21 protein-coding genes are annotated in these 20,255 nt (G+C 54.3%); 13 read left to right on the forward strand and 8 right to left on the reverse strand.

Features of this window, described 5'->3' with window-relative positions; all coding sequences use genetic code 11:
* Positions 1-2 precede the first annotated feature (2 nt).
* The 3 genes from VIN76_RS04590 to VIN76_RS04600 form a co-directional block, all read right to left on the reverse strand.
* Positions 3-926 (reverse strand): DnaJ C-terminal domain-containing protein, encoded by a 924-nt coding sequence (locus VIN76_RS04590; protein ID WP_332040642.1) that lies wholly within the window; start codon positions 924-926, stop codon positions 3-5.
* Between the two features lie 143 nt (positions 927-1,069).
* A complete protein-coding gene (gene nadB, locus VIN76_RS04595; protein ID WP_332040643.1) occupies positions 1,070-2,656 on the reverse strand; it encodes an L-aspartate oxidase in 1,587 nt (528 codons plus the stop codon).
* A 46-nt stretch (positions 2,657-2,702) separates the two neighbouring features.
* On the reverse strand, positions 2,703-3,638 hold the full coding sequence (locus VIN76_RS04600; protein WP_332040644.1) for an ABC transporter ATP-binding protein: 936 nt from the start codon (positions 3,636-3,638) through the stop codon (positions 2,703-2,705).
* A 117-nt stretch (positions 3,639-3,755) separates the two neighbouring features.
* Here VIN76_RS04600 and VIN76_RS04605 point away from each other — a divergent pair, with 117 nt between their 5' ends.
* The 11 genes from VIN76_RS04605 to VIN76_RS04655 all read left to right on the forward strand — a co-directional run bounded on the left by VIN76_RS04605 (position 3,756) and on the right by VIN76_RS04655 (position 11,562).
* Positions 3,756-3,971 (forward strand): zinc-finger domain-containing protein, encoded by a 216-nt coding sequence (locus tag VIN76_RS04605; protein ID WP_332040645.1) that lies wholly within the window; start codon positions 3,756-3,758, stop codon positions 3,969-3,971.
* 60 nt (positions 3,972-4,031) lie between these two features.
* Positions 4,032-5,462, forward strand: coding sequence for a metalloprotease TldD (tldD, locus tag VIN76_RS04610; RefSeq protein ID WP_332040646.1), 1,431 nt, complete (start codon positions 4,032-4,034; stop codon positions 5,460-5,462).
* A 92-nt stretch (positions 5,463-5,554) separates the two neighbouring features.
* Positions 5,555-6,094, forward strand: coding sequence for a DUF924 family protein (locus tag VIN76_RS04615; RefSeq protein WP_332040647.1), 540 nt, complete (start codon positions 5,555-5,557; stop codon positions 6,092-6,094).
* 10 nt (positions 6,095-6,104) lie between these two features.
* Positions 6,105-6,608, forward strand: a complete 504-nt coding sequence (locus tag VIN76_RS04620) for a type II CAAX prenyl endopeptidase Rce1 family protein (RefSeq protein ID WP_332040648.1) — start codon at positions 6,105-6,107, stop codon at positions 6,606-6,608.
* 15 nt (positions 6,609-6,623) lie between these two features.
* Positions 6,624-7,187, forward strand: coding sequence for a pyridoxamine 5'-phosphate oxidase family protein (locus VIN76_RS04625; RefSeq protein WP_332040649.1), 564 nt, complete (start codon positions 6,624-6,626; stop codon positions 7,185-7,187).
* On the forward strand, positions 7,187-7,399 hold the full coding sequence (locus VIN76_RS04630; RefSeq protein ID WP_332040650.1) for a DUF2007 domain-containing protein: 213 nt from the start codon (positions 7,187-7,189) through the stop codon (positions 7,397-7,399). Before VIN76_RS04625 ends, VIN76_RS04630 begins: the two co-directional genes overlap by 1 nt.
* Before the next feature lie 52 nt (positions 7,400-7,451).
* A complete protein-coding gene (locus VIN76_RS04635; RefSeq protein ID WP_332040651.1) occupies positions 7,452-8,270 on the forward strand; it encodes a patatin-like phospholipase family protein in 819 nt (272 codons plus the stop codon).
* Positions 8,271-8,411: 141 nt separating this feature from the next.
* The gene (locus tag VIN76_RS04640) at positions 8,412-8,750 is read left to right on the forward strand and encodes a P-II family nitrogen regulator (protein WP_332040652.1); all 339 of its coding nucleotides are present in this window, start codon (positions 8,412-8,414) and stop codon (positions 8,748-8,750) included.
* 15 nt (positions 8,751-8,765) lie between these two features.
* Positions 8,766-10,100 (forward strand): ammonium transporter, encoded by a 1,335-nt coding sequence (amt, locus tag VIN76_RS04645; protein WP_332040653.1) that lies wholly within the window; start codon positions 8,766-8,768, stop codon positions 10,098-10,100.
* 271 nt (positions 10,101-10,371) lie between these two features.
* Positions 10,372-10,884 carry a hypothetical protein gene (locus VIN76_RS04650; protein WP_332040654.1) on the forward strand — a complete coding sequence of 171 codons (513 nt, stop codon included), beginning with the start codon at positions 10,372-10,374 and terminating at the stop codon, positions 10,882-10,884.
* 111 nt (positions 10,885-10,995) lie between these two features.
* Entirely contained in the window at positions 10,996-11,562 is a 567-nt protein-coding gene (locus VIN76_RS04655; protein WP_332040655.1) for a hypothetical protein, read from the forward strand.
* 101 nt (positions 11,563-11,663) lie between these two features.
* Here the strand turns inward: VIN76_RS04655 and VIN76_RS04660 are convergent, their stop codons facing one another.
* The 5 genes from VIN76_RS04660 to VIN76_RS04680 form a co-directional block, all read right to left on the reverse strand.
* Positions 11,664-12,458: an SDR family oxidoreductase gene (locus VIN76_RS04660; protein WP_332040656.1), complete on the reverse strand. Its 795-nt coding sequence runs from the start codon at positions 12,456-12,458 to the stop codon at positions 11,664-11,666.
* Between the two features lie 27 nt (positions 12,459-12,485).
* Positions 12,486-13,568: a phosphotransferase family protein gene (locus VIN76_RS04665; RefSeq protein WP_414696277.1), complete on the reverse strand. Its 1,083-nt coding sequence runs from the start codon at positions 13,566-13,568 to the stop codon at positions 12,486-12,488.
* A gap of 29 nt (positions 13,569-13,597) precedes the next feature.
* Positions 13,598-14,683, reverse strand: coding sequence for a Zn-dependent alcohol dehydrogenase (locus VIN76_RS04670; RefSeq protein ID WP_332040657.1), 1,086 nt, complete (start codon positions 14,681-14,683; stop codon positions 13,598-13,600).
* Between the two features lie 12 nt (positions 14,684-14,695).
* Positions 14,696-15,997, reverse strand: coding sequence for an acyl-CoA dehydrogenase family protein (locus VIN76_RS04675; protein WP_332040658.1), 1,302 nt, complete (start codon positions 15,995-15,997; stop codon positions 14,696-14,698).
* Positions 15,998-16,096: 99 nt separating this feature from the next.
* Positions 16,097-17,527, reverse strand: coding sequence for an MFS transporter (locus tag VIN76_RS04680; protein WP_332040659.1), 1,431 nt, complete (start codon positions 17,525-17,527; stop codon positions 16,097-16,099).
* Between the two features lie 348 nt (positions 17,528-17,875).
* On the opposite strand from VIN76_RS04680, the gene VIN76_RS04685 reads away from it, so the two are divergent.
* Positions 17,876-19,069, forward strand: coding sequence for an acyl-CoA dehydrogenase family protein (locus tag VIN76_RS04685; protein ID WP_332040660.1), 1,194 nt, complete (start codon positions 17,876-17,878; stop codon positions 19,067-19,069).
* A 38-nt stretch (positions 19,070-19,107) separates the two neighbouring features.
* Positions 19,108-20,244, forward strand: coding sequence for an acyl-CoA dehydrogenase family protein (locus VIN76_RS04690; RefSeq protein WP_332040661.1), 1,137 nt, complete (start codon positions 19,108-19,110; stop codon positions 20,242-20,244).
* Positions 20,245-20,255: the final 11 nt, after the last annotated feature.

A 20,255-nucleotide genomic window follows, 5' to 3' on the forward strand; every position in this document is an offset into this window, starting at 1 on the left:
GGTCACACACCCATCGCAGCGCGTGGATTTTCGTTATTGTCCCAGCCTTTGACAAATTCCGTGAGCTTCGCGTCATCGCTGGGCAGGCTGATCATCAGCGTGACGAGCTGGTCGCCGCGTCCGGCGGATTTCTTGTGAAAGCCCTTGTTCTTGAGCCGTAACGTCTTGCCGGAGCTGCTACCCGCCGGAATCGACAGCATCACCGGACCGTCAACCGTCGGCACGCGGACTTTTCCGCCTTCAACCGCTTCTTTCAGGCTGATGGGCAGTTCCAGCTTCACATTATCGCCGTCCCGTTCAAAAAACGGGTGGCTGGCGACGTGGATGGTGATGATCGCATCGCCATTGCCGCCCGGACCCTGCCGCCCCTTGCCGGCAAGCCGCATCTGCGTGCCTTCTTCGACACCTTTGGGCAGGCTGAGGTCGATGGTCTTGCCATCCTCCAGGGTGATGCGCTGTTTCTCCAGCGTTGCAGCGGCAATGAAATCGACTTTCAAGCGATAGGAAACATTAGCACCTTTGGGGGGAGGGGCGCTGCGTTGCCGCCCGAACGGACTGGAGGATCGCGCCCCGCCGCTGCCGCCAAACAGGCCTTCAAAAATATCACCAAAATCAGCGCCGCCATTGCCAAAATCAAATTGCTGGCCGCCGCCGCCACGTGAATACGCCCCGCTTTGCCCGCCGCCAAAACCATAGCCGGTCGGATTGCCTTCGGCATCAATTTCGCCGCGGTCATATTGCGCGCGCTTATCCTTGTCGAGCAACAGGTCATAAGCCTTGGTAACGTCGGAAAACCGCTCCGTCGCCTTGGGATTATCCTTGTTGCGATCAGGATGCAGTTCTTTGGCAAGCTTGCGATAGGCGCTTTTAATATCCTTCTCGCTGGCGCCTTTTGCTACACCCAATGCTTGATACGGATCTGCCATTACTTACCCTTTTTCAATTCCTTATCTGTTTGCAAGATTGGAACCATGCACTGCTAATTCAACAGTGTCACATATCGCTATTATGCCATCTGCAAGCTCTGGCAAGCCTTTCGTGACCCATGGTGCGAAAGCCAGATCGCGCTTCAGGGTACCAGAACCGTGTCTTCGGCAACAGGCAACGTGTCCGGATAGTTGATAATATAATGCAGCCCCCGGCTTTCCTTGCGCGCCAAGGCCGACTTTACGATCAAGTCCGCGACTTCGATCAGGTTCCTTAGCTCGATCAAATCCTGCGTTACCCGGAAATTGCCGTAATAATCCTGAACTTCCCCGCGCAGCATATCAATGCGGTGCTGGGCGCGTTCCAGCCGTTTGGTGGTCCGGACAATGCCGACATAGTTCCACATGAAGCGGCGGATTTCGGTCCATGTCTGTTTGATAACAACTTCCTCGTCACTATCCGTAACGCGGCTTTCGTCCCAAGGCTGGATGGGCGGAGGCTCTGGCATATGGTCCCAATGGTTCGCAATATCGCGCGCTGCAGCATCGCCAAAGACGAAACATTCCAGCAAACTGTTGGAGGCCAGGCGGTTGGCCCCGTGCAGCCCGCTTTCGCTTGCCTCTCCGGCAGCATAAAGGCCGGGAAGATCGGTGCGGCCATTCAGGTCGATCAATATCCCGCCGCAGGTATAATGCTGCGCCGGGACAACGGGGATTGGCTCTCTGGTCATATCAATGCCAAGGCCAAGCAACTTGTCATAGATATTCGGGAAATGCCCCTTCACAAATTCCGGATCGCGGTGGGAGATGTCGAGATGGACATAATCGAGGCCAAGGCGCTTGATCTCATGGTCAATGGCGCGGGCGACAACATCGCGCGGGGCCAGTTCCATGCGTTCGGGGTCAAAGCGTTGCATGAACCGTTTTCCGCCACTCTTTTCCGAAGGGGGTAATTTCAAATGCCCGCCTTCACCGCGCACGGCTTCGGTTATCAGGAAATTCTTGACTTCAAGGTTATAGAGACAGGTCGGATGAAACTGCATCATCTCCATATTGGAAACCCGTGCCCCTGCACGCCATGCCATGGCGATGCCATCACCGGTCGCGCCGCGCGGTGCGGTGGAGAATAAATAAGTCCGTCCGGCCCCGCCGCTGGCCATGATGGTCGCGCGTGCGGTTAGCGTTTCGACCCGTCCAGTGCTGTTGTTAAGCGCATAGACGCCCCAGACGTTTTTTGCGCCGGTGGGGTTTTTGGCATTGCGGTCCACGATCAGATCAATCGCAATCATATGCGGCTGCATCGTGATATTCGGGTTCGCTGCGGCAGTTTTTTGCAAGGCTTCCTGCACCGCCCAGCCGGTCGCATCATCGACATGCACGATCCGCCGGTGGCTATGCCCGCCTTCACGCGTAAGGTGCAGGACTTCGGCTTCCTTGTTGAACGGCACGCCCATGGCTTCCAGCCGCTCGATCGCTGCCGGGGCATTTTCGACAACAAACTCGACCGTTTCCCGGCGGTTCAGACCAGCTCCGGCGATCATCGTGTCGTTAATATGGTTTTCAAACGTGTCCCCGGCGTCCAGCACAGCCGCAATTCCGCCTTGTGCCCAGGCGGTTGACCCACCCGCCAGTTCGCCCTTGGCCAGTACCAGCACCTTGTGCGTCCGCGCCAACGTAATCGCGGCTGTCAGCCCCGCTGCGCCGGAACCGACAATGATGACATCATGCATTAAACTAGCCCTTCCGCTTCAAAGGAGGGCTTTATACAGCGCCCGATCAAGCTGCTTTCCTTGTCAAATTCAGGAACACATCCTCCAGATCCGCCTCGCGGGTTGTAACCTCGATAATCTGGTAACCGCGCTTTTGCACGGCTTCCATCACGCCGCCTGCGTTGGTGTGGTCTTTGTTATAGGTGATGGCAATGGTGCGCGGTCCGATGATTTCCGCTTTCAGGAAGCGGTCATCGGCAAAGGTGATGGCATCGGACTGTTCGCTCAAATCCCTGTCGAGCGTGAGCTCGACAAGCTTTTCGCGGGCCATGTTGACCAGTTCCGGCGTGGTTTTCAGGGCGACCAGCTTGCCGTGGTTGATAATCGCAATCCGGTCGCAAAGATTTTCCGCTTCTTCCAGATAATGGGTGGTCAAAACAATGGTGACACCGGCTTTGTTAAGCTGTTCCACATATTCCCAGAGTTGTTGGCGCAGTTCGATATCCACGCCTGCCGTCGGTTCATCCAGAACCAGTATCGGCGGGGAATGGACCATTGCCTTGGCGACCAGCAAGCGGCGTTTCATGCCGCCGGACAAAGTGCGTGAATAGGCATTGGCCTTGTCTTCCAGATGCACGGCGCGGAGCAATTCCATTGTCCGTCGTTCCGGTTTTTTTATCCCGTAAAGCCCGGCGGTCACTTCCAGCGATTCTGCGGGAGTGAAAAACGGGTCGAACATGATTTCCTGCGGCACGATACCGATAGACGCCTTTGCATTACGGGGGTCATGCTCAATATCAAAGCCCCATATATGGGCGGTCCCGCGGGTCTTGCTGACCATGCCTGACAAAATGTTGATCAGCGTCGATTTGCCAGCGCCATTTGGCCCCAACAGCCCGAAAATCTCTCCGCGCTTTACGTCGAAAGTCACGTCATCCAGCGCTTTTTTGCCGCCAGCATAGGTTTTCGAGAGGTTCTTTATAGATATAGCAGCTTCGGTCATGGAAACCGCATAACCATGTTGCCAGCTACAATCAAAGGCTTTGCGTTGCGAAATATCTATTCCGATATCGGTTCGTAATATATTGCGCTGCCTGATTACTCTTGCTAATTCCGCGTCATGGACCTCATAGCTGAAACAGTAAAAACCTCCAAACGACGCAATGTTTGTGATGGAGCATCCGAAATTCCCGGTGGTGCTGCGCTGGGCCATCCGCGCGTGTGGCTGGAAATTGATGAAAAAGGCTATGTTGACTGCGGCTATTGCGACCGGCGTTTCATATTGATTGGTGGACCGGCTGATATTTCGACAGATGTTCCGGCTGCTGCTGAATAATATACCGATAATCTGACTAAAGGGGGTGCGCGGCCCCGATTTCGTTTCTATATAAGCGGTATGATAAAAAATATTGATCCCCGCTCGTTTCTCTATCGCCCCGACGGATTGGACCCGGAACGGGCCAAGGCTTTGGTATCCAACAGCCTTTCGTCCTGTGATGACGGCGAACTCTATCTTCAATATAGCGCGGTAGAGAGCTTCGGCTTTGATGATGGCCGCCTGAAAACCGCTGATTATAGCACCGACAGCGGCTTTGGCCTGCGCGGTGTGTCCGGTGAAATGACCGGATTTTCACACAGCAATGAAATCAGCGAAGCTGCGATCAAACGCGCGGCGCAAACATTGCAGTTGCTTGACCCGGCCAAAGGGGAGCCGGCTCCGCCGCCGCGTGGCTCCAACCAGCATCTTTACGGGGAGGCAAACCCGCTGGAGGCGATTGCGTTCGCCAAAAAAGTTGCATTGTGTCAGCAAATTGACGCCGCCGCGCGGGCGCGTGACCCCCGTGTGTCCCAGGTTTCGGTTGGCCTGTCCGGTAGCTGGAGCGTGGTGGAAATTGTCCGTCCGGACGGTTTTGTCGCCACCGATGTGCGGCCTTTGGTCCGGCTCAATGTCTCCATCGTGGCAGAGCAAAATGGCCGCCGCGAAACCGGCAGCTTTGGCATGGGCGGGCGTTATCTTTACGATCAGCTATTTGAGGAAAACCGCTGGAACCGCGCGATTGATGAGGCATTACATCAGGCGCTGGTCAATCTGGAAAGTGTGGATGCTCCGGCGGGTGAACAGACTGTGTTGCTTGGCCCCGGCTGGCCCGGAATCATCCTGCACGAAGCGATTGGCCACGGCCTGGAAGGTGATTTCAACCGCAAAGGCACCAGCGCCTTTTCAGGTAGGATTGGCGAGCGTGTGGCCGCACCCGGCGTGACGGTTGTCGATGACGGCTCCATCCATGAACGGCGCGGGTCGCTGAGCATCGATGACGAGGGCACACCGACTCAGGAAAATGTGCTGATCGAGGACGGTATCCTGAAATGCTATATGCAGGACCGGCTTAACGCGCGGCTGATGGGCGTTCCTGCCACCGGCAACGGACGGCGCGAAAGCTATGCCCATGCACCGATGCCGAGGATGACTAACACATTTATGCGGGGCGGAAATGACGATCCGGCCGAGCTGATGAGCCGAGTTAAAAACGGTATCTATGCCAAAAGTTTCGGCGGCGGACAGGTGGATATTGTGTCCGGTAAATTCGTCTTCTCCTGCACCGAGGCTTATAAAATCGAGAACGGGAAGATTGGCGCTCCGATCAAGGGAGCAACGCTGATCGGCGATGGCCCGACCGTGTTGACCAAGGTGTCCGGTATCGGCAATGACATGGCGCTGGACGAAGGCATCGGCATGTGCGGCAAGGGCGGACAGTCCGTGCCAGCGGGTGTCGGACAGCCAACCCTGCTGGTAAATGCCCTGACGGTCGGGGGCACGGCATCTTGATGCTGCACCTGTTTGAGAACGCCCTTCAACAGGCTCAGGGCTAACGGTTTTTATGCCAGCATTTTCAGGTAAGCATAGCTAGAGGATAAGCGATGAACTGGACCACAGAAATTCTTGACTTCTGGTTCGATGAACTGGGCAGTGAAGACTGGTTCGTGGCCAGTGACACGGTTGACGAGCAAATTGTCGAGCGTTTTCAGGGACTGTGGGAAGAACAAAAGTCTAAAACCGCTTCGGATTTCCTTGATACACCAGAAAGTGCGCTGGCCGCGATCATCCTGTTTGACCAGTTCCCGCGCAATATGTTCCGGGGCACGGCAGACGCGTTCTCTACCGACCATCTGGCGCTGCAAATCGCGGAAAAGGTGATTGACCGCGAATATGACCACAAGCTTTCCGATGACCAGAAAGCCTTTGCCTATTTACCCTTCATGCACAGCGAGGATCTGGAAGACCAGACCCGCTCGCTGGGCCTGTTCACCGCTTTGGGGAGGGAGGATAATCTCAAATTTGCCAGAGAGTATAGGGATATCATCGCACGATATGGCCGCTTCCCCCACCGTAACGCTGTGCTGGGCCGTGAAACCCGCCCGGATGAGCAGGAAGCGATAGAACAAGGGTTAAATTGGTAAGCCCGTCGCCGTGCAAATAGCACTTCAGCAAACCCTCGCAGCCCTGAAAAACTTGCCGGAGCGCAAGCAATGGATCGCGGCTGTACGACTTGCGATCCCTGTGCTGGTGGTTATTGCCGGGCTGGGCTTTCTGTCCGGATGGCTGGTCTGGGCGCCGGTGGATATCAATGCGAAATTGCTAGTCGCCGCAGCCATGCTATTTTTCGTGCCCGCTTTAATCGAGGAGGTCATTTTTCGCGGCGTGCTTTTGTCATGGCTGACACAGCTTACCCCGCGTTGGGGGGCATGGCTTTCGACGCTGTTATTCGTTGCCTGGCAACCGCTACAGGCGCTAACTATCGGGCCGCCTTGGGCCAATATGTTCCTGCATCCGGCATTCTGGGTAGCGATCCTGATCCTTGGTATCATATTGGCGCATATACGGATTGTTTCCCGCTCGCTTTGGCCGGTGGTTGTGATACATTGGTTTGCTGTTCTGATCTGGAAATCTTTGCTAGGAGCACCTTTCTATTAAGTGGGACACCGGACCATGGCCGATTTTTTTGATGCCCTGAGCGATAAACACGTCGCTTTTATCGCAAAGCAGCCAGTATTTTTTGTCGCCACTGCGGCGGCCGATGGGCGGATCAACCTGTCACCCAAAGGCTATGATAGTTTCCGCGTGCTTGGCCCAAATCGTGTCGCCTATCTTGATCTGGGCGGGTCCGGCAATGAAACCCACGCGCATCTGGTTGCCGATGGCCGGATTACGATTATGTTCAACAATTTTGAAAATCCTGCCTTGATCATGCGACTTTACGGAACGGGCATTCCTGTCTTGCCGCAGGATGATGGCTGGGATGACCTGTCGGCGCATTTTGATATTTTGCCCGGCACCCGCCAGATTTTTGATATCACGATAGATAATATCCAAACAAGCTGCGGCTGGGGCGTACCGCAAATGGAGTTAAAAGCAGAGCGTGAAACGCTGGTCAAATATCATCGTCAGGCCGATCCGGAAAAATGGATAGAGAAAACCTCCGACCGTGTGCGGAGCATTGACGGTCTGCCCACTCGTCCGACGGACCGTTATTTTGGCGGGGAGAATAGCTGATGAGCCTGGTTGAACTGTCCCGCCACATGCATGGCTATGAAGCAGAGATTATTCGCGGTCGTCTGAAAGCGGCTGGCATCGGCGCGGTTTGTTTCGATAGCGGGGTGAATATTGTCGAGGGGGCAGGGATCGCCTTGCCCGCCCGCGTCATGGTGCTTGCCGAGGATCTTGATGAGGCGAGAGTGATATTGGCAGAGGATGTGTCCCTATGAACGTTTGTGCTTTTGCCGGCACGGGACCTGATCGCGCAGGAGTTGGTCAGCAATGAAATTATCACTTGCGCTTGGCGGCGGAGCGGGGCTGGGCTGGACCCATATCGGGGTGCTGCGCGCGCTGGAAGCGTCACCGATCGAAATTGCCGCGATTTCCGGAACGTCCATCGGCGCGATAGCGGGGGCCAGCTTTGCCGCCGGAAAGCTCGATTATCTGGAAGAAACCGCACGCACCGCCAATTTGCGGACCTTGCTCCGATTCATGGATCCCTCTTTCAAGCGCGGCGCAGTTATGGGCGCGCGGACGATTGAAAGGGAACTGGACACACAGCTTGGCAGTCTTGATTTCTCGGACCTTTCTATCCCGGTGGCGGCGGTAGCCGCTGATTTACGGACAGGCGACACGATCATCATGAACAGTGGCAAACTGGTCCCCGCGCTCCGGGCGTCCATGTCCTTGCCCGGTATTTTCAAGCCGGTGGAATATGATGGCCGCTTGCTGGTGGACGGCGGAACGGCGCTGCCCGTCCCCGTGTCCCCGGCGCGGGAAATGGCCCCTGACGCTTTGTGCCTCTCGGTCAATTTGCAGGATGATTTTATCCGCCGCGCAGAAATGGCCGGTATCAACCGCCATGACGGGAAATATCCCAATAGTATCGCCATTGTAAAAGCGGCTATCGGCCTGTCCCTGCGCAATCTGGGCCGCTACGCGCTGGCCCTCGATCCCCCGGATTTTGCCTTGTCCCCGGCGGTTGGCCATATCGATATGCAGAACTTTACCAAAGCGGATGAGCTCATCGAAATAGGCCGCCGCGAGACCGAAGCGCTCATCCCCGAAATTATCGAGAGATTGGAAAAAGGCGCTGCCTAAAATTTAGGCAATCATCTCTCGCTGCCCAAAAAATATTCTTCCTTTGGCACTGGCATCATAATTATCTGTTTAATTACAGTCATTTATGATTCTGGCACGGGCTTTGCGAAATAACCCCTGAACCATAGCAAAGGGGGTCAGATGAAATTTATTATAGCCATAATAAAACCATTCAAGCTCGATGATGTGCGCGATGCGCTGACGCAAGTCGGTGTTGCGGGCATGACCGTGTCTGAAGTCAAGGGTTTCGGGCGTCAAAAGGGGCAAACCGAAGTTTATCGCGGTGCCGAATATACCACCACCATGGTTCCGAAAGTGAAGCTGGAAATCGCGTGCAGCAGCGACATTGCGCAGCAAGTTGTTGAAGCGATTCAGGGCGCAGCCGGCACTGATGCAATCGGTGATGGCAAGATTTTCGTCATGGATCTGGCAGAAGCCGTGCGTATCCGCACCGGTGAAACCGGCGAAACTGCGATATAAACAGGGAAGCATATAATGAATAAAATTCTAACATTATCTGCGGGATTACTGGCTATCGGGGCCGCATCACCCGCACTCGCTCAAGAGGCGGCAACAGTCACTGATCCCAGTGCGAATGTCGCCTATATTTTGAACACTCTATTGTTTTTGATCGGTGGTTTTCTGGTCATGTGGATGGCCGCCGGTTTTGCGATGCTGGAAGCAGGGCTGGTCCGGTCCAAAAACGTGACCATGCAGTGCCTGAAAAATATCAGCCTTTACTCGCTTGGCGGCCTGATGTTCTGGGCAACCGGCTATAATCTCATGTATACGGATGTGACCAGCTGGATCGGGACCTTTGGCCCCTATAGCATGCAGGCGGTTGGCGCTGCCGATGTCGAAACCGGCTATTCGGTGGCATCGGACTGGTTCTTCCAGATGGTTTTCTGTGCCACGGCAGCCTCAATCGTATCGGGTACGGTGGCGGAACGCGTCAAATATTGGCCTTTCATGATCTTTGTCCTGGTGCTTACCGGTTTCCTTTACCCAATTACAGGAAGCTGGGAATGGGGTGCTGGCTGGCTTGACCAGATGGGCTTTAGCGACTTTGCCGGATCAACCCTGGTTCACTCGGTAGGTGGTTGGGCAGCTCTGTCCGGTGCGATAATCATCGGCCCGCGTCTGGGACGCTATGTGGATGGCAAAGTCAACGTCATGCCGGGTTCCAACATTCCGCTGGCAACATTGGGCACATTCATCCTGTGGCTCGGCTGGTTCGGATTTAACGGCGCGTCACAGCTTGCAATGGGTACGATCAGCGACGTCAGCGATGTTTCACGGATTTTCGTCAACACCAATATGGCTGCCGTAGGCGGTGTGTTGGCAGCGGTTATCCTGACGCAGCTTATGTATGGCAAAATCGATGTGACCATGGCGCTGAACGGTGCACTGGCCGGCCTGGTGTCTATCACTGCCGAACCACTGACGCCTTCGGTTCCGGCTTCCATCATGATCGGTGCTGTAGGCGGACTGATCGTTGTGGTGGCGGTGCCATTGCTCGACAAACTGAAAATCGACGATGTTGTCGGTGCTATCCCCGTCCACTTGCTGGCCGGTATCTGGGGTACGCTGATCGTTGCCGCGAATACGCAGTCAGAGGTTGATGGCGTGACGTTAAGCATTGGTGCGCAGCTGGGAGTTCAGGCTCTGGGTGTTGTAGCTATCGGTGCCTTTACCTTCATCACCACCGCAATCATCTGGTCGATTTTGAAATTCACCATCGGTGTACGTCCCACCGAAGAAGATGAACGCCTGGGTATGGATATCACGGAAGTCGGTGTCGAAGCTTACCCGGAGTTTGTCAAAGGTTAACCAGTTTGGTGCCGGCCACCTCTCCCAAAGATTAAAGGTCGGCACCTCCCCTTGTTCCTCCTGAGAACAACAACTTTGGCCGGTGATGGAAACATCTCCGGCCTTTTTTTGTCGAAACTATATATGAACGGAGAGCATGTTCTGTTCATATTAAGAGTCTTTAATATGAACAATTCCTGACAAGAGAGTTCAGCCTCCACTCAATCCCGATCCACTATAAAGGCCACATAAGCTCGGTAATCATTCCCGGGCAGTGCGAAGGAAAGTGGAGATGAACACTCTTAAAAAAGCGATAATCGGAACCGCTGCCGCATCTGCGATGGCTGTTTCCGCGACACCGGCGATGGCCAATGGTTATGACCGGGACCGGGGCGGTATCAGCGCCGGTGAAATAATTGCCGGGGCTGTTGTTATCGGGGCGATTGCTGCGATTGCAAGTTCGGGTCGCAATGACCGTTACTCTTATAATGATCGGTATTCATATAATGATCGTTATAGCGCAAACCGCTATGATAATAATTATCGCTATAGCGGTTATATCAACCCGCAGCAGGCAGTGGATACTTGTGTCCGGGCTACCGAACGAAGGGCCAGCTATTATGGCCGTGCCAATGTGACGCGGATCAGCGATGTAGACCGGACGCGCAACGGGTATAAGATCAAGGGCCGTTTGGATGTGCGCAACGGTTATCGCCGCGGTAACGATAGTGGTAAGTTTACCTGTTACATTGAGGGCAACCGAGTGACCGATGTGCGTCTGAAAAACCTGAAATATCGCAGATAAAGTTGCAAGATATTACGTAATGGTTCAGCCTGATGACAGGCTGGACCCCCTAGATATAGTGGGCGAGTCGATTCCTGGGCGCAGAATCTACTGAACTTTGGGGTATGTGATATGGATTATCCAAAAAAATTGTCCGCCATTGCGGCGTCGGCAGCATTGGTCTTTTCCGGGGCCTTTACTGGCCTTACACCTGCAATGGCGGCGCCGATCAACCCTGCGCCAGCGCCAGCCAGCGTCATCGATATTGCCAGTCTGGGCTGGAGCGCAGACAATGACAAAGCCGAAGGTTGGCGCAGTTATAGAGGCTACCGTAATTATCGGGGCTATCGCGGCTATGGCCGCGGCTATCGCCGACACCGGGACAGGATTGATGCGGGCGACATCATTGCGGGCGCCCTGATTATCGGCGGCATCGCAGCTATCGCCAGTGCAGCTTCAAAAAATGCCCGTTCCAATGATTCCGATTATCGCAATGATCGTCGCTATGATGACCGGCGTTATGACGACCGGAGCTATAATGATCGCCGCTATGATGACCGCGACTTGAGCGCGATGGACATGGCAGTGAACGTCTGTTCCGACGCAGCCGAGCGTCAGGCTGGTGACAATGCCCGTGTATCCGAGAAATACAATCGGTTGCGCGTGACGGTAACGGATGGCGCGTCGAAGGCGATCTAACCGGCAGTAGCCAGCGCGCGTTCCTGTGCGGCACAACCAACGGCCGCGTGGATTTTGTGCAATTTGACGGCGCGGGCGATCTGGCTTTTGCGGATTAGGAGTTAAACCGCTGTCCGGCCAAAGTCCTGCCGGGTGACAGGGTGCGATGCGCTAAGCCCGCCGTCCACTGCAATAGCCTGCCCATTGACATAGGATGACCGGTCAGAGGCAAGGAACAAGGCGACCTCTGCCATTTCGATCGGGTTCGCTCCGCGGCGGAGAGGGTTGAGGTAACCTAGCCGGTCCTCTTTGCCTTTCTCCCGCGCCTTGTCATAGATGAACTGGGTCATGCCAGTCTCTGTAATGCCGGGGCAAATCGCGTTGCAGCGGACGTTGGAGGTGGCAAATTGTTGGGAAGCGACCTTCACCAGATTGATGACACCGGCCTTGGATGCAGAATAAGCCGGGCCGCCAGCACCCGACCGGATACCGGCCACGCTGGCGGTGCAGATAATCGACCCGCCATGTCCGCTATCGGCAATTACCTTTCCGGCATATTTAACCGCCAGGAAAGGCCCGATCAGGTTGACGCGCAACACTTCCTGCCACTCGGCAACACTGCTGTCGAACATACCTTCAAAACCGCCGCCAATACCGGCATTGGCGAAAAAGACATGCAAGTCGCCGAACTTCTGCTCTGCAGCTTCAACCAGCATTTCGACATCGCCTTCGGAACCGGCATCCGCTTTTATTGCGATGATATTTCCGTCGGAGCCTTTGGCAGTCTCCTCAACCGCATCGGTAATGTCGCTGGCGATGACCTTTGCGCCATGCTCTGCAAATAACAGCGCCGCCGCTCTGCCAATGCCGCTGCCCGCGCCGGTAACGATGGCCACTTTGTCTTTAAGGTCTGCCATGGCTTTGCTCCTGTAAGTCCGGCCTGTTCATGCTGCGCCGGCCCGTTTCGCCACTTCCCATCCGGCCTGTGCAAGAGGGGTGACCCGGTCGGACATTTCGGAAGCTGCCGCACTATTCGCGGTGCCATCTACTACACGTTTCTTGATACCCTGTAAAATAGCAGCAATCCGGAAAAGATTATAGGCAAGATACCAATCCATCGGAGGTAAATTATCAATTCCGGATTTTTCACAATAACGCGCAATGGCTTCTTCGCGCGAGGGAATACCAAGCGCCTTTAAATCCACATCTTTCAGGCCGCTTCGTCCTTCCGGCTCCATTTCATAGGCCATCAACCAATATGCAAAATCCGCAATCGGATCACCAAGCGTCGACAGCTCCCAGTCAAGCACCGCGATCACCTTGGGCTTGTCATGCGCGAAAATCATGTTGTCGAGGCGGAAGTCACCGTGAACGATGCCAAAACTTTTTTGCTCGGGAATTGTTTTGGTCAACCATTCGATCAGTTGATCCATTTCCGGAATTGTTTCGAGTTCCGACAATTTATATTGCTGGCTCCACCGGGAAATCTGGCGCTCGCAATAATTTCCGGGCTTGCCATGTTTTTCCAGACCGACTTCCGCAGGGTCATAGCTGTGGAGCAGGGCGAGAGTATCTATCATCTCATAATAAATGGCTCGCCGCTCATCCGGCTCCATGCCCGGCAATGTACCGTCCCAGAGAGTCCGTCCATCGGCCATGCCCATGATATAGAACATCGTGCCTATGACGCTGTCATCCTCACAAAGGCCATAAGGCTTTGCTACAGGAAACCCGGCTGGAAACAGTCCTGCCAGAACCCTGAATTCCCTATCAACGGCATGGGCAGAAGGAAGCAGTTTGCCGAAAGGCTTTTTCCGGAGGACATAATCAGTGCCCGGCGTTTCGATCTTGTAAGTCGGATTGGACTGACCGCCTTTGAACTTCGTGATGGTCATCGGACCGGCAAAGCCCTCTACATTTGCTTCCATCCATTTAAGAAGACTCGCCTCGTCCAGCTTGTCCTTCTCTGGAACTTCCATAGTGCCAGTCATATCGTCTTGTGGGTTCATACCAATTTTACTCGCCATATTACCTGTAGCGCAGTCCTGCGCCTAATTTATCCAAATGTGATAACGGACCGCGCCGCGTCACCTTTTTTCATTTTCTCGAAGCCATCGTTAATCTGTTCAAGCGGAATGGTTTCAGCAATGATACTGTCCAAATCGAGCATACCGCGCAGATAGAAATCGACCAGGCGCGGTATATCGACCGGGAAGCGGTTATTGCCCATGATAGCGCCCTGCAATTTCTTGCCAGACAGCAAGTCCATCGCGCTAAGGCCAACCTTATGATCAAGCGGCATCATGCCCAATATGGTTGCTGTCCCGCCACGCCTCAGCGATCCGACGGCCAGCTCACCCGATGCCGGACGGCCAACAGCTTCGATTGCGTGGTCAACGCCGCCTTTGGTCATTTCGATAATCTGGCCCGCCGCATCAGCGGCCATCGCATCGACGACATCTGTGGCACCCAGCTTCATTGCCAGCTCTCGTTTTTCAGGAATAGGGTCCGCCGCGATAATGCGGCCAGCACCAGCAATCTTTGCGGCGTTGATTGTCGCCAGGCCGACCCCGCCACATCCAACCACCGCGACAGTTTCTCCGGGTGTAACCTTGCAGGCATTGAATATCGTTCCGGCACCTGTGGTGACCGCGCAGCCAATGATAGCGGCACGATCAAGCGGCATATCGGGGTTAATTCGTACGCAGGCATGTTCATGGATCAGCATTTGTTCGGCAAAGGCGGACAAATTCAACATCTGGGCAACCGGTGTTCCGTCAGGGCGGGTAATGCGCGGTGCATCATCCGCCATGCGCCGCGTTTCCGCGCCAAGGCAAAGGGACATACGCCCCGACACGCAAAATTCGCAATGACCGCAATAGGCAGAAAGACAGGTTACCACGGCATCGCCAACCGCAACTGTGCGAACTTCGCTGCCGACTGCTTCGACGATACCCGCTGCCTCATGTCCCGGTATAGCGGGAAGGGGGTGCGGATAGGTGCCTTCGATAAAATGCAGATCCGAATGGCATAGCCCGCAGGCGGCCGTCCGTATCAATACCTCGTGCGGCCCCGGCTTGGAGATGTTGACATCCTCGATTTCGAGCGGCTTACCCGCCTCGACTAAAACTGCTGCTTTCATTGAATCCCTCTCTTATCGTGTAACGGCAAGGTCGCCCGAGGAAATTTCTTCCTTCATTTTGCTGCCATCGGCCGTTTCGGCATATTTGCCATATTCCATTCTGGCGATTGTCCGGTTGTGAACTTCGTCAGGACCGTCTGCGAGACGCAAGGTCCGTTGATGGGCATAAGCACTGGCAAGACCATAATCGGCGCTCACGCCGCCGCCGCCATGGGCCTGAATAGCATCATCGATGATTTTCAGTGCCATATTTGGTGCTTGCACCTTAATCATCGCGATTTCGGCTTTTGCATATTTATTGCCGACCTTGTCCATCATGTCTGCGGCTTTCAGGCAGAGCAAACGGCTCATATCTATGTCGATCCGCGCACGCGCTACGCGCTCGTCCCAAACGCTGTGTTCAGAGATGCGTTTGCCAAAGGCAACGCGCGATTGCAGGCGCTTGACCATTTTCTCAAGCGCTTCTTCCGCCACACCAATAGTACGCATGCAGTGATGGATACGGCCAGGCCCCAAACGGCCCTGCGCGATTTCAAAGCCGCGACCTTCACCCAGGATTATATTGGATGCCGGAACCCGCACGTCTTTCATTTCGATTTCCATATGACCATGCGGTGCATCGTCATAACCGAAGACCGGAAGATGGCGAAGGATGTTCACACCCGGCGCATCCGTTGGCATCAGTATCTGTGACTGTTGTGTATAACGGCTTCCTTCAAAAGTCGTCTTGCCCATAACAATGGCAATTTTACAGCGCGGATCACCAAGTCCTGAAGACCACCATTTCCGGCCATTGATGACATATTCGTCGCCGTCACGAACGATCGAGGTTTCAATATTTGTCGCATCGGAGGAAGCAACGGCAGGCTCCGTCATCAGGAATGCGGAACGAATCTCGCCGTTCATCAGCGGGCGAAGATACTGTTCTTTCTGTTCCAAAGTGCCATAGCGATGGAGGACTTCCATATTGCCGGTATCAGGTGCAGAACAATTAAACACTTCGGATGAGAAGCTAACCCGACCCATTTCTTCGGCACACAGCGCATATTCAAGATTTGTAAGGCCGGGACCTTCAAATTCAAACGCGTCGTCAACATGGGGAAGGTTCGGGTTTGAAGGCGGCATGAAAAGGTTCCAGATGCCTTTTTCTTTTGCCTTCGCTTTTTCTTCTTCAACGACGTTCAGGACTTTCCAGCGATCTCCGGATTCGTCTTCGGCTTTGTAATCGGCCTGACGGGGGCGGACATGATTCTCTATATGCTCACGCACCCGATTGCGCCAATATTCTTGCTTTTCTGTGAGATCAAAATCCATGTTCCTGTCCTTTTTTGAAAGCTATTTAATTTAATTATGCAATTAACTTATCAGAGCCACAGTGGCATTGCCACAAAGAAAAAGGCTCTTTTCATCCGATTATTCCGCAGGCGGTGATGCGGCTGCCAGTTTCGAAAGCCTGTCACTATGATCCTGCTCACTGAGCGGGAATAATGTGTAAGCCCATGTCCCCGTCAAGCCGATGACTGTGATAATCGTTACGAAAATCAAAGCGAGATTGTCGACAATTGCCGGATCTACGCTACCGGGAACCGCCTGTTGCGGCAACTGGATGAATGCGATAATCAGGCCCGACAGCAATATGCCCATGCCGCCAACCATTTTTTGCATCAACCACATGCCTGAAGAAAACAATCCTTCCGTCCGTTTGCCGGCTGTATATTCATAGGCATCTGCGACATCCGCCATCATTGAGAAAGTCAGTATCATAGCAGAGATGCTCGCAGCTATAGCGATGACAATCGCAATGAATAATGCCGGAATTAAATAAGCAGAACCCGGTTCAGGAAACAGCCCCGCCATGCGCAGCCAATATGGCAAGGTGCTAAACACCACGGCAAGAAATGTCAGATAGGCCGCGCCTTTAGCCTTTCCGGTGCGCATGGAAATTGGTGTGACCAGAACAAATGCCATAATAACACCGATAAAAAGAACAGCAGAATAGAGGGTAAGTTCAGTCGAACCAAATTCCCAGACATGGGTGAGGAGATAGGGGGTCATGGCGAAAGTCAGACCCTGATTGGTAAAGGCGAAAACCCCCGCAAACATCAATAGCATATATGGCGAAAAACGAAAAGCGGCGAGCATTTGCGAGAAATCTTCCGCTGTTTCCGGATGCGCTTTTTCCGCTTGGTACCGATCCACGATCCTTCTGTGGGTGCTGGTGGCTGAAACGAGAACGGCCACAAACATGACCCCGGCACCGATAAACGCAAAGGTTGAATACCCATCCTTGTTGAGTAGTCCGACCGGATATTCCTCACTGGGTACAAGAAGCACGCCATAAGCCAGAACCATCATGGCAAGGCCGCTTGCCCAGCCAAGCAGGCTGCGATAGCGCACGATACTGGTACGGTCGTGATAATCCTTGCTCAATTCAGGGACAATGGCCAGCGACGGAACTTCATTGGCGGATAGCGAAAAGCGCACCAGCATGGCCAGAGCCAGCAAATAGAAAAACTGCACCGTTGCACTGGCTTCGGGTGGATGCCACAGGAAAATCCAGGCAATTGCAATAGGAATGGCTGACCCATAAAGCCAGGGGTGACGGCGCCCGATGGATGTTCTGGTGCGGTCTGTCATCTGGCCTATAATCGGATCGATCATGGCATCGACAAATAACGCAATGGCGATGGCCAAACTGACCACATCGGCGCGCATGCCGACAACCTGATTATAATAATAGAGCAGGAAAACGGCGAACCCGTTGTCCTTGATCCCATAGGCGGCCGCACCGGCACCATAGAGAAGCTTAGTCTTTAGCGGGAGTTTGCTGGATGTTTCTGTCAACGCGGGCGCTCCGGTGTAATGGTGTCCATTATCCCCAAGGCCTTCTCCCGTAAAATTAGTCCGAAAGCCGCCAGCCTGATGCCGGAAGTACCAACGTTTATGACTACGGTTTCGCCTTTAAATCGCATGTCTTACTCTCCCGTTTTCATAATATTTTTCTTTGAAGCATAGGCCCAGCGCGAATTGGCCGTCAATCGATTCCGGTAAGAGATTGAATTGCCGTTACGGAATCCGACGCGCGCATTCTTCGGCCATTTTTTTCTGACTTTTTCGGGAAGCAGATGATTGAACGATAGTCCTGAATTGTGATAGTCAGGCCTTAACTAGATAATTAAGAGAGGTGCCGTCATGTCTGATCTTGAACGTTTCCGCGCAGATACTGCTGCGTGGCTGGAGGCGAATTGTCCGCCGGAAATGCGTCAGCCCGTTGTCGATGAAACCGATGTTTGCTGGGGCGGGAAAAACCCCACATTCAAACCGGGCCAGAAAGAATGGATGGACATAATGGCCGCGAAAGGCTGGACCGTCCCGGACTGGCCAAAGGAATATGGCGGCGGTGGTTTGTCGCGGGAAGAAACCAAAATCCTGCTTCAGGAGATGGGTCGCCTGAAAATCCGTTCGCCACTGGCGAGCTTTGGTATCTGGATGCTCGGCCCTGCGTTGCTGCATTTCGGGACCGAAGAACAGAAACTGCACTTCCTGCCGCCTATTGCCCGCGGTGAAGTGCGCTGGTGCCAGGGCTATTCCGAACCCGGTTCCGGATCGGACCTTGCCTCGCTGCAAACCTCTGCGGAAGACAAGGGCGATCACTACCTGATTAATGGCCAGAAGATCTGGACCAGTTACGCGGACAAGGCCGACTGGATTTTCTGCCTGACGCGGACCGACAAATCGAGCAAGCACAAGGGCATCAGCTTCATGTTGTTCGACATGACAAGCGAGGGCGTGGAGACGAAACCGATCATCCTGATTTCTGGCCAGTCGGTTTTTTGCGAAACATTTTTCACTGATGTCAAAGTACCCAAAACCTATGGCGAGGGCATATCCTCTGTCGTGGGTGAAGTGAACCGCGGCTGGGACGTTGCCAAATATCTGCTGGGGCATGAACGCAGCATGATTTCCGGCGACGGGTCTGGCGGGGCGACTTCACTGGGAGCCAAGTTTGCGGATAGTTATGGCCGTGACGAAAAAGGCCGTCTGGATGATCCTATGCTCCGTGCCCAGATGGCGGAAATGGATATTGACGTTCTGGCTTTCCGGGCAATGGCGGAGCGTTTCGGCGATATGTTCAAGGCCAATCTTTGCCACTTCGCACAGCCCAATATGATGAAATATGCCGGTACCGAAATCAACAAACGCCGTCATGAACTGATCATGTCTGCCGGTGGTAGCGAAGTGCTGGAATGGGAAAGCGACGCCACCAATGGCGGCCTGACAGCGCGAAGCTGGTTACGGACAAAAGCGAATAGCATCGAAGGCGGCACCAGCGAGGTTATGCTGAACGTGATTTCCAAACAGATTTTACAGCTGCCAAACGCGTGAGAGCAGGGCGTTACCACATATTAAAAGGATGAAAAGCGATGGCGCTTTACTTGAACGACGATCAGAAAATGCTGCAGGACAGCGCAGCGGATTTCATGAAAGGCGAGGGCAATGTTGCCCATTTACGGGAATTTCGTGACAAGAAATGCAAGGACGGGTTTTCGCACGCGCTGTGGAAGCAATTTGCGGAGATGGGGTTTTCCGGCATCCTGATTGCCGAGGATGAGGGCGGCCTTGGTCTGGGGCATGTTGAAGCGGGGGTTGTGCTCGAAGAAATCGGCCGTAATCTTACGCCGTCGCCCTTTTTGGCGACTGCGGTTGCCGGTGTCGAGGCGCTGAATGCTGGCGGCAAGGCGCTGCGCGAGAAATATTTCCCCGGAATCCTGTCGGGTGACAGCGTGTTGGCGGTTGCAGTTGATGAAGGGGCGAAACATCGTCCCGAACGCATTGCCATGGCAGCAACGCGGGAAGGCAACGGATTCAAGCTGGACGGCAAAAAGCAGTTTGTCGTGCAGGGCGGATCGGCGGATATGATGATCGTGGCTGCACGGACAAGCGGAAGTGCAGGGGATGACAAGGGCCTGACCCTTTTTGCCGTTGATACCAGTGCCGCCGGTTTGACCAGAAACAGTGTTCGCCTGGTCGATAGTGCGATGGCCGCTCATGTCGAGTTTGACGGTGTTCTGGTCGATGCCGATGCCGTCATTGGGGAAGTTGATGACGGGGCCACGGTTTTGAAGCGGATGCTGAATGCTGGACGTGCCGGTACTGCCTCCGAAATATTGGGCGTTGGTGCAGGCGCAATGGATATTACAGTGGACTATATCAAGGGCCGCAAACAGTTTGACCAGATCATCGGAACGTTTCAGGCGCTGCAACACCGCGCCGCGCATCTGTATAGCGAGATGGAAATCGCCCGCGCCGTAGTTTTGAAGGCCCAGCAGATGCTGGACGAAGGCTCTCCACAGGCTGACATGATGGTATCCGTTGCCAAGGCCAAGGCAGGCAAGGCGACCGCGCTGTCGGTCAGGGAAGGCGTGCAGATGCATGGCGGCGTCGGGATGACCGATGAATATGACATCGGCCTGTATATGAAGCGCGACCGCGCGCTGGCCGAATTTATGGGCGACGTAAACTATCACACCAACCGCGTTGCCGAGATGCACGGATATTAGAGGATATTATC

The sequence above is a fragment of the Parasphingorhabdus sp. genome (assembly GCF_036568145.1).
Lineage (GTDB): Bacteria > Pseudomonadota > Alphaproteobacteria > Sphingomonadales > Sphingomonadaceae > Parasphingorhabdus.

Excerpts from the sequence above, each read along its gene's own strand:
- VIN76_RS04660 (WP_332040656.1), bottom strand. The coding sequence starts at position 12,458 with ATGGCAGACCTTAAAGACAAAGTGGCCATCGTTACCGGCGCGGGCAGC.
- VIN76_RS04685 (WP_332040660.1), top strand. The coding sequence starts at position 17,876 with ATGTCTGATCTTGAACGTTTCCGCGCAGATACTGCTGCGTGGCTGGAG.
- VIN76_RS04690 (WP_332040661.1), top strand. The coding sequence starts at position 19,108 with ATGGCGCTTTACTTGAACGACGATCAGAAAATGCTGCAGGACAGCGCA.
- VIN76_RS04665 (WP_414696277.1), bottom strand. The coding sequence starts at position 13,568 with ATGGCGAGTAAAATTGGTATGAACCCACAAGACGATATGACTGGCACT.
- VIN76_RS04605 (WP_332040645.1), top strand. The coding sequence starts at position 3,756 with ATGGACCTCATAGCTGAAACAGTAAAAACCTCCAAACGACGCAATGTT.
- VIN76_RS04590 (WP_332040642.1), bottom strand. The coding sequence starts at position 926 with ATGGCAGATCCGTATCAAGCATTGGGTGTAGCAAAAGGCGCCAGCGAG.
- nadB (WP_332040643.1), bottom strand. The coding sequence starts at position 2,656 with ATGCATGATGTCATCATTGTCGGTTCCGGCGCAGCGGGGCTGACAGCC.
- VIN76_RS04675 (WP_332040658.1), bottom strand. The coding sequence starts at position 15,997 with ATGGATTTTGATCTCACAGAAAAGCAAGAATATTGGCGCAATCGGGTG.
- VIN76_RS04630 (WP_332040650.1), top strand. The coding sequence starts at position 7,187 with ATGAGCCTGGTTGAACTGTCCCGCCACATGCATGGCTATGAAGCAGAG.
- VIN76_RS04640 (WP_332040652.1), top strand. The coding sequence starts at position 8,412 with ATGAAATTTATTATAGCCATAATAAAACCATTCAAGCTCGATGATGTG.
- amt (WP_332040653.1), top strand. The coding sequence starts at position 8,766 with ATGAATAAAATTCTAACATTATCTGCGGGATTACTGGCTATCGGGGCC.
- tldD (WP_332040646.1), top strand. The coding sequence starts at position 4,032 with ATGATAAAAAATATTGATCCCCGCTCGTTTCTCTATCGCCCCGACGGA.
- VIN76_RS04615 (WP_332040647.1), top strand. The coding sequence starts at position 5,555 with ATGAACTGGACCACAGAAATTCTTGACTTCTGGTTCGATGAACTGGGC.
- VIN76_RS04655 (WP_332040655.1), top strand. The coding sequence starts at position 10,996 with ATGGATTATCCAAAAAAATTGTCCGCCATTGCGGCGTCGGCAGCATTG.
- VIN76_RS04635 (WP_332040651.1), top strand. The coding sequence starts at position 7,452 with ATGAAATTATCACTTGCGCTTGGCGGCGGAGCGGGGCTGGGCTGGACC.
- VIN76_RS04600 (WP_332040644.1), bottom strand. The coding sequence starts at position 3,638 with ATGACCGAAGCTGCTATATCTATAAAGAACCTCTCGAAAACCTATGCT.
- VIN76_RS04670 (WP_332040657.1), bottom strand. The coding sequence starts at position 14,683 with ATGAAAGCAGCAGTTTTAGTCGAGGCGGGTAAGCCGCTCGAAATCGAG.
- VIN76_RS04650 (WP_332040654.1), top strand. The coding sequence starts at position 10,372 with ATGAACACTCTTAAAAAAGCGATAATCGGAACCGCTGCCGCATCTGCG.
- VIN76_RS04625 (WP_332040649.1), top strand. The coding sequence starts at position 6,624 with ATGGCCGATTTTTTTGATGCCCTGAGCGATAAACACGTCGCTTTTATC.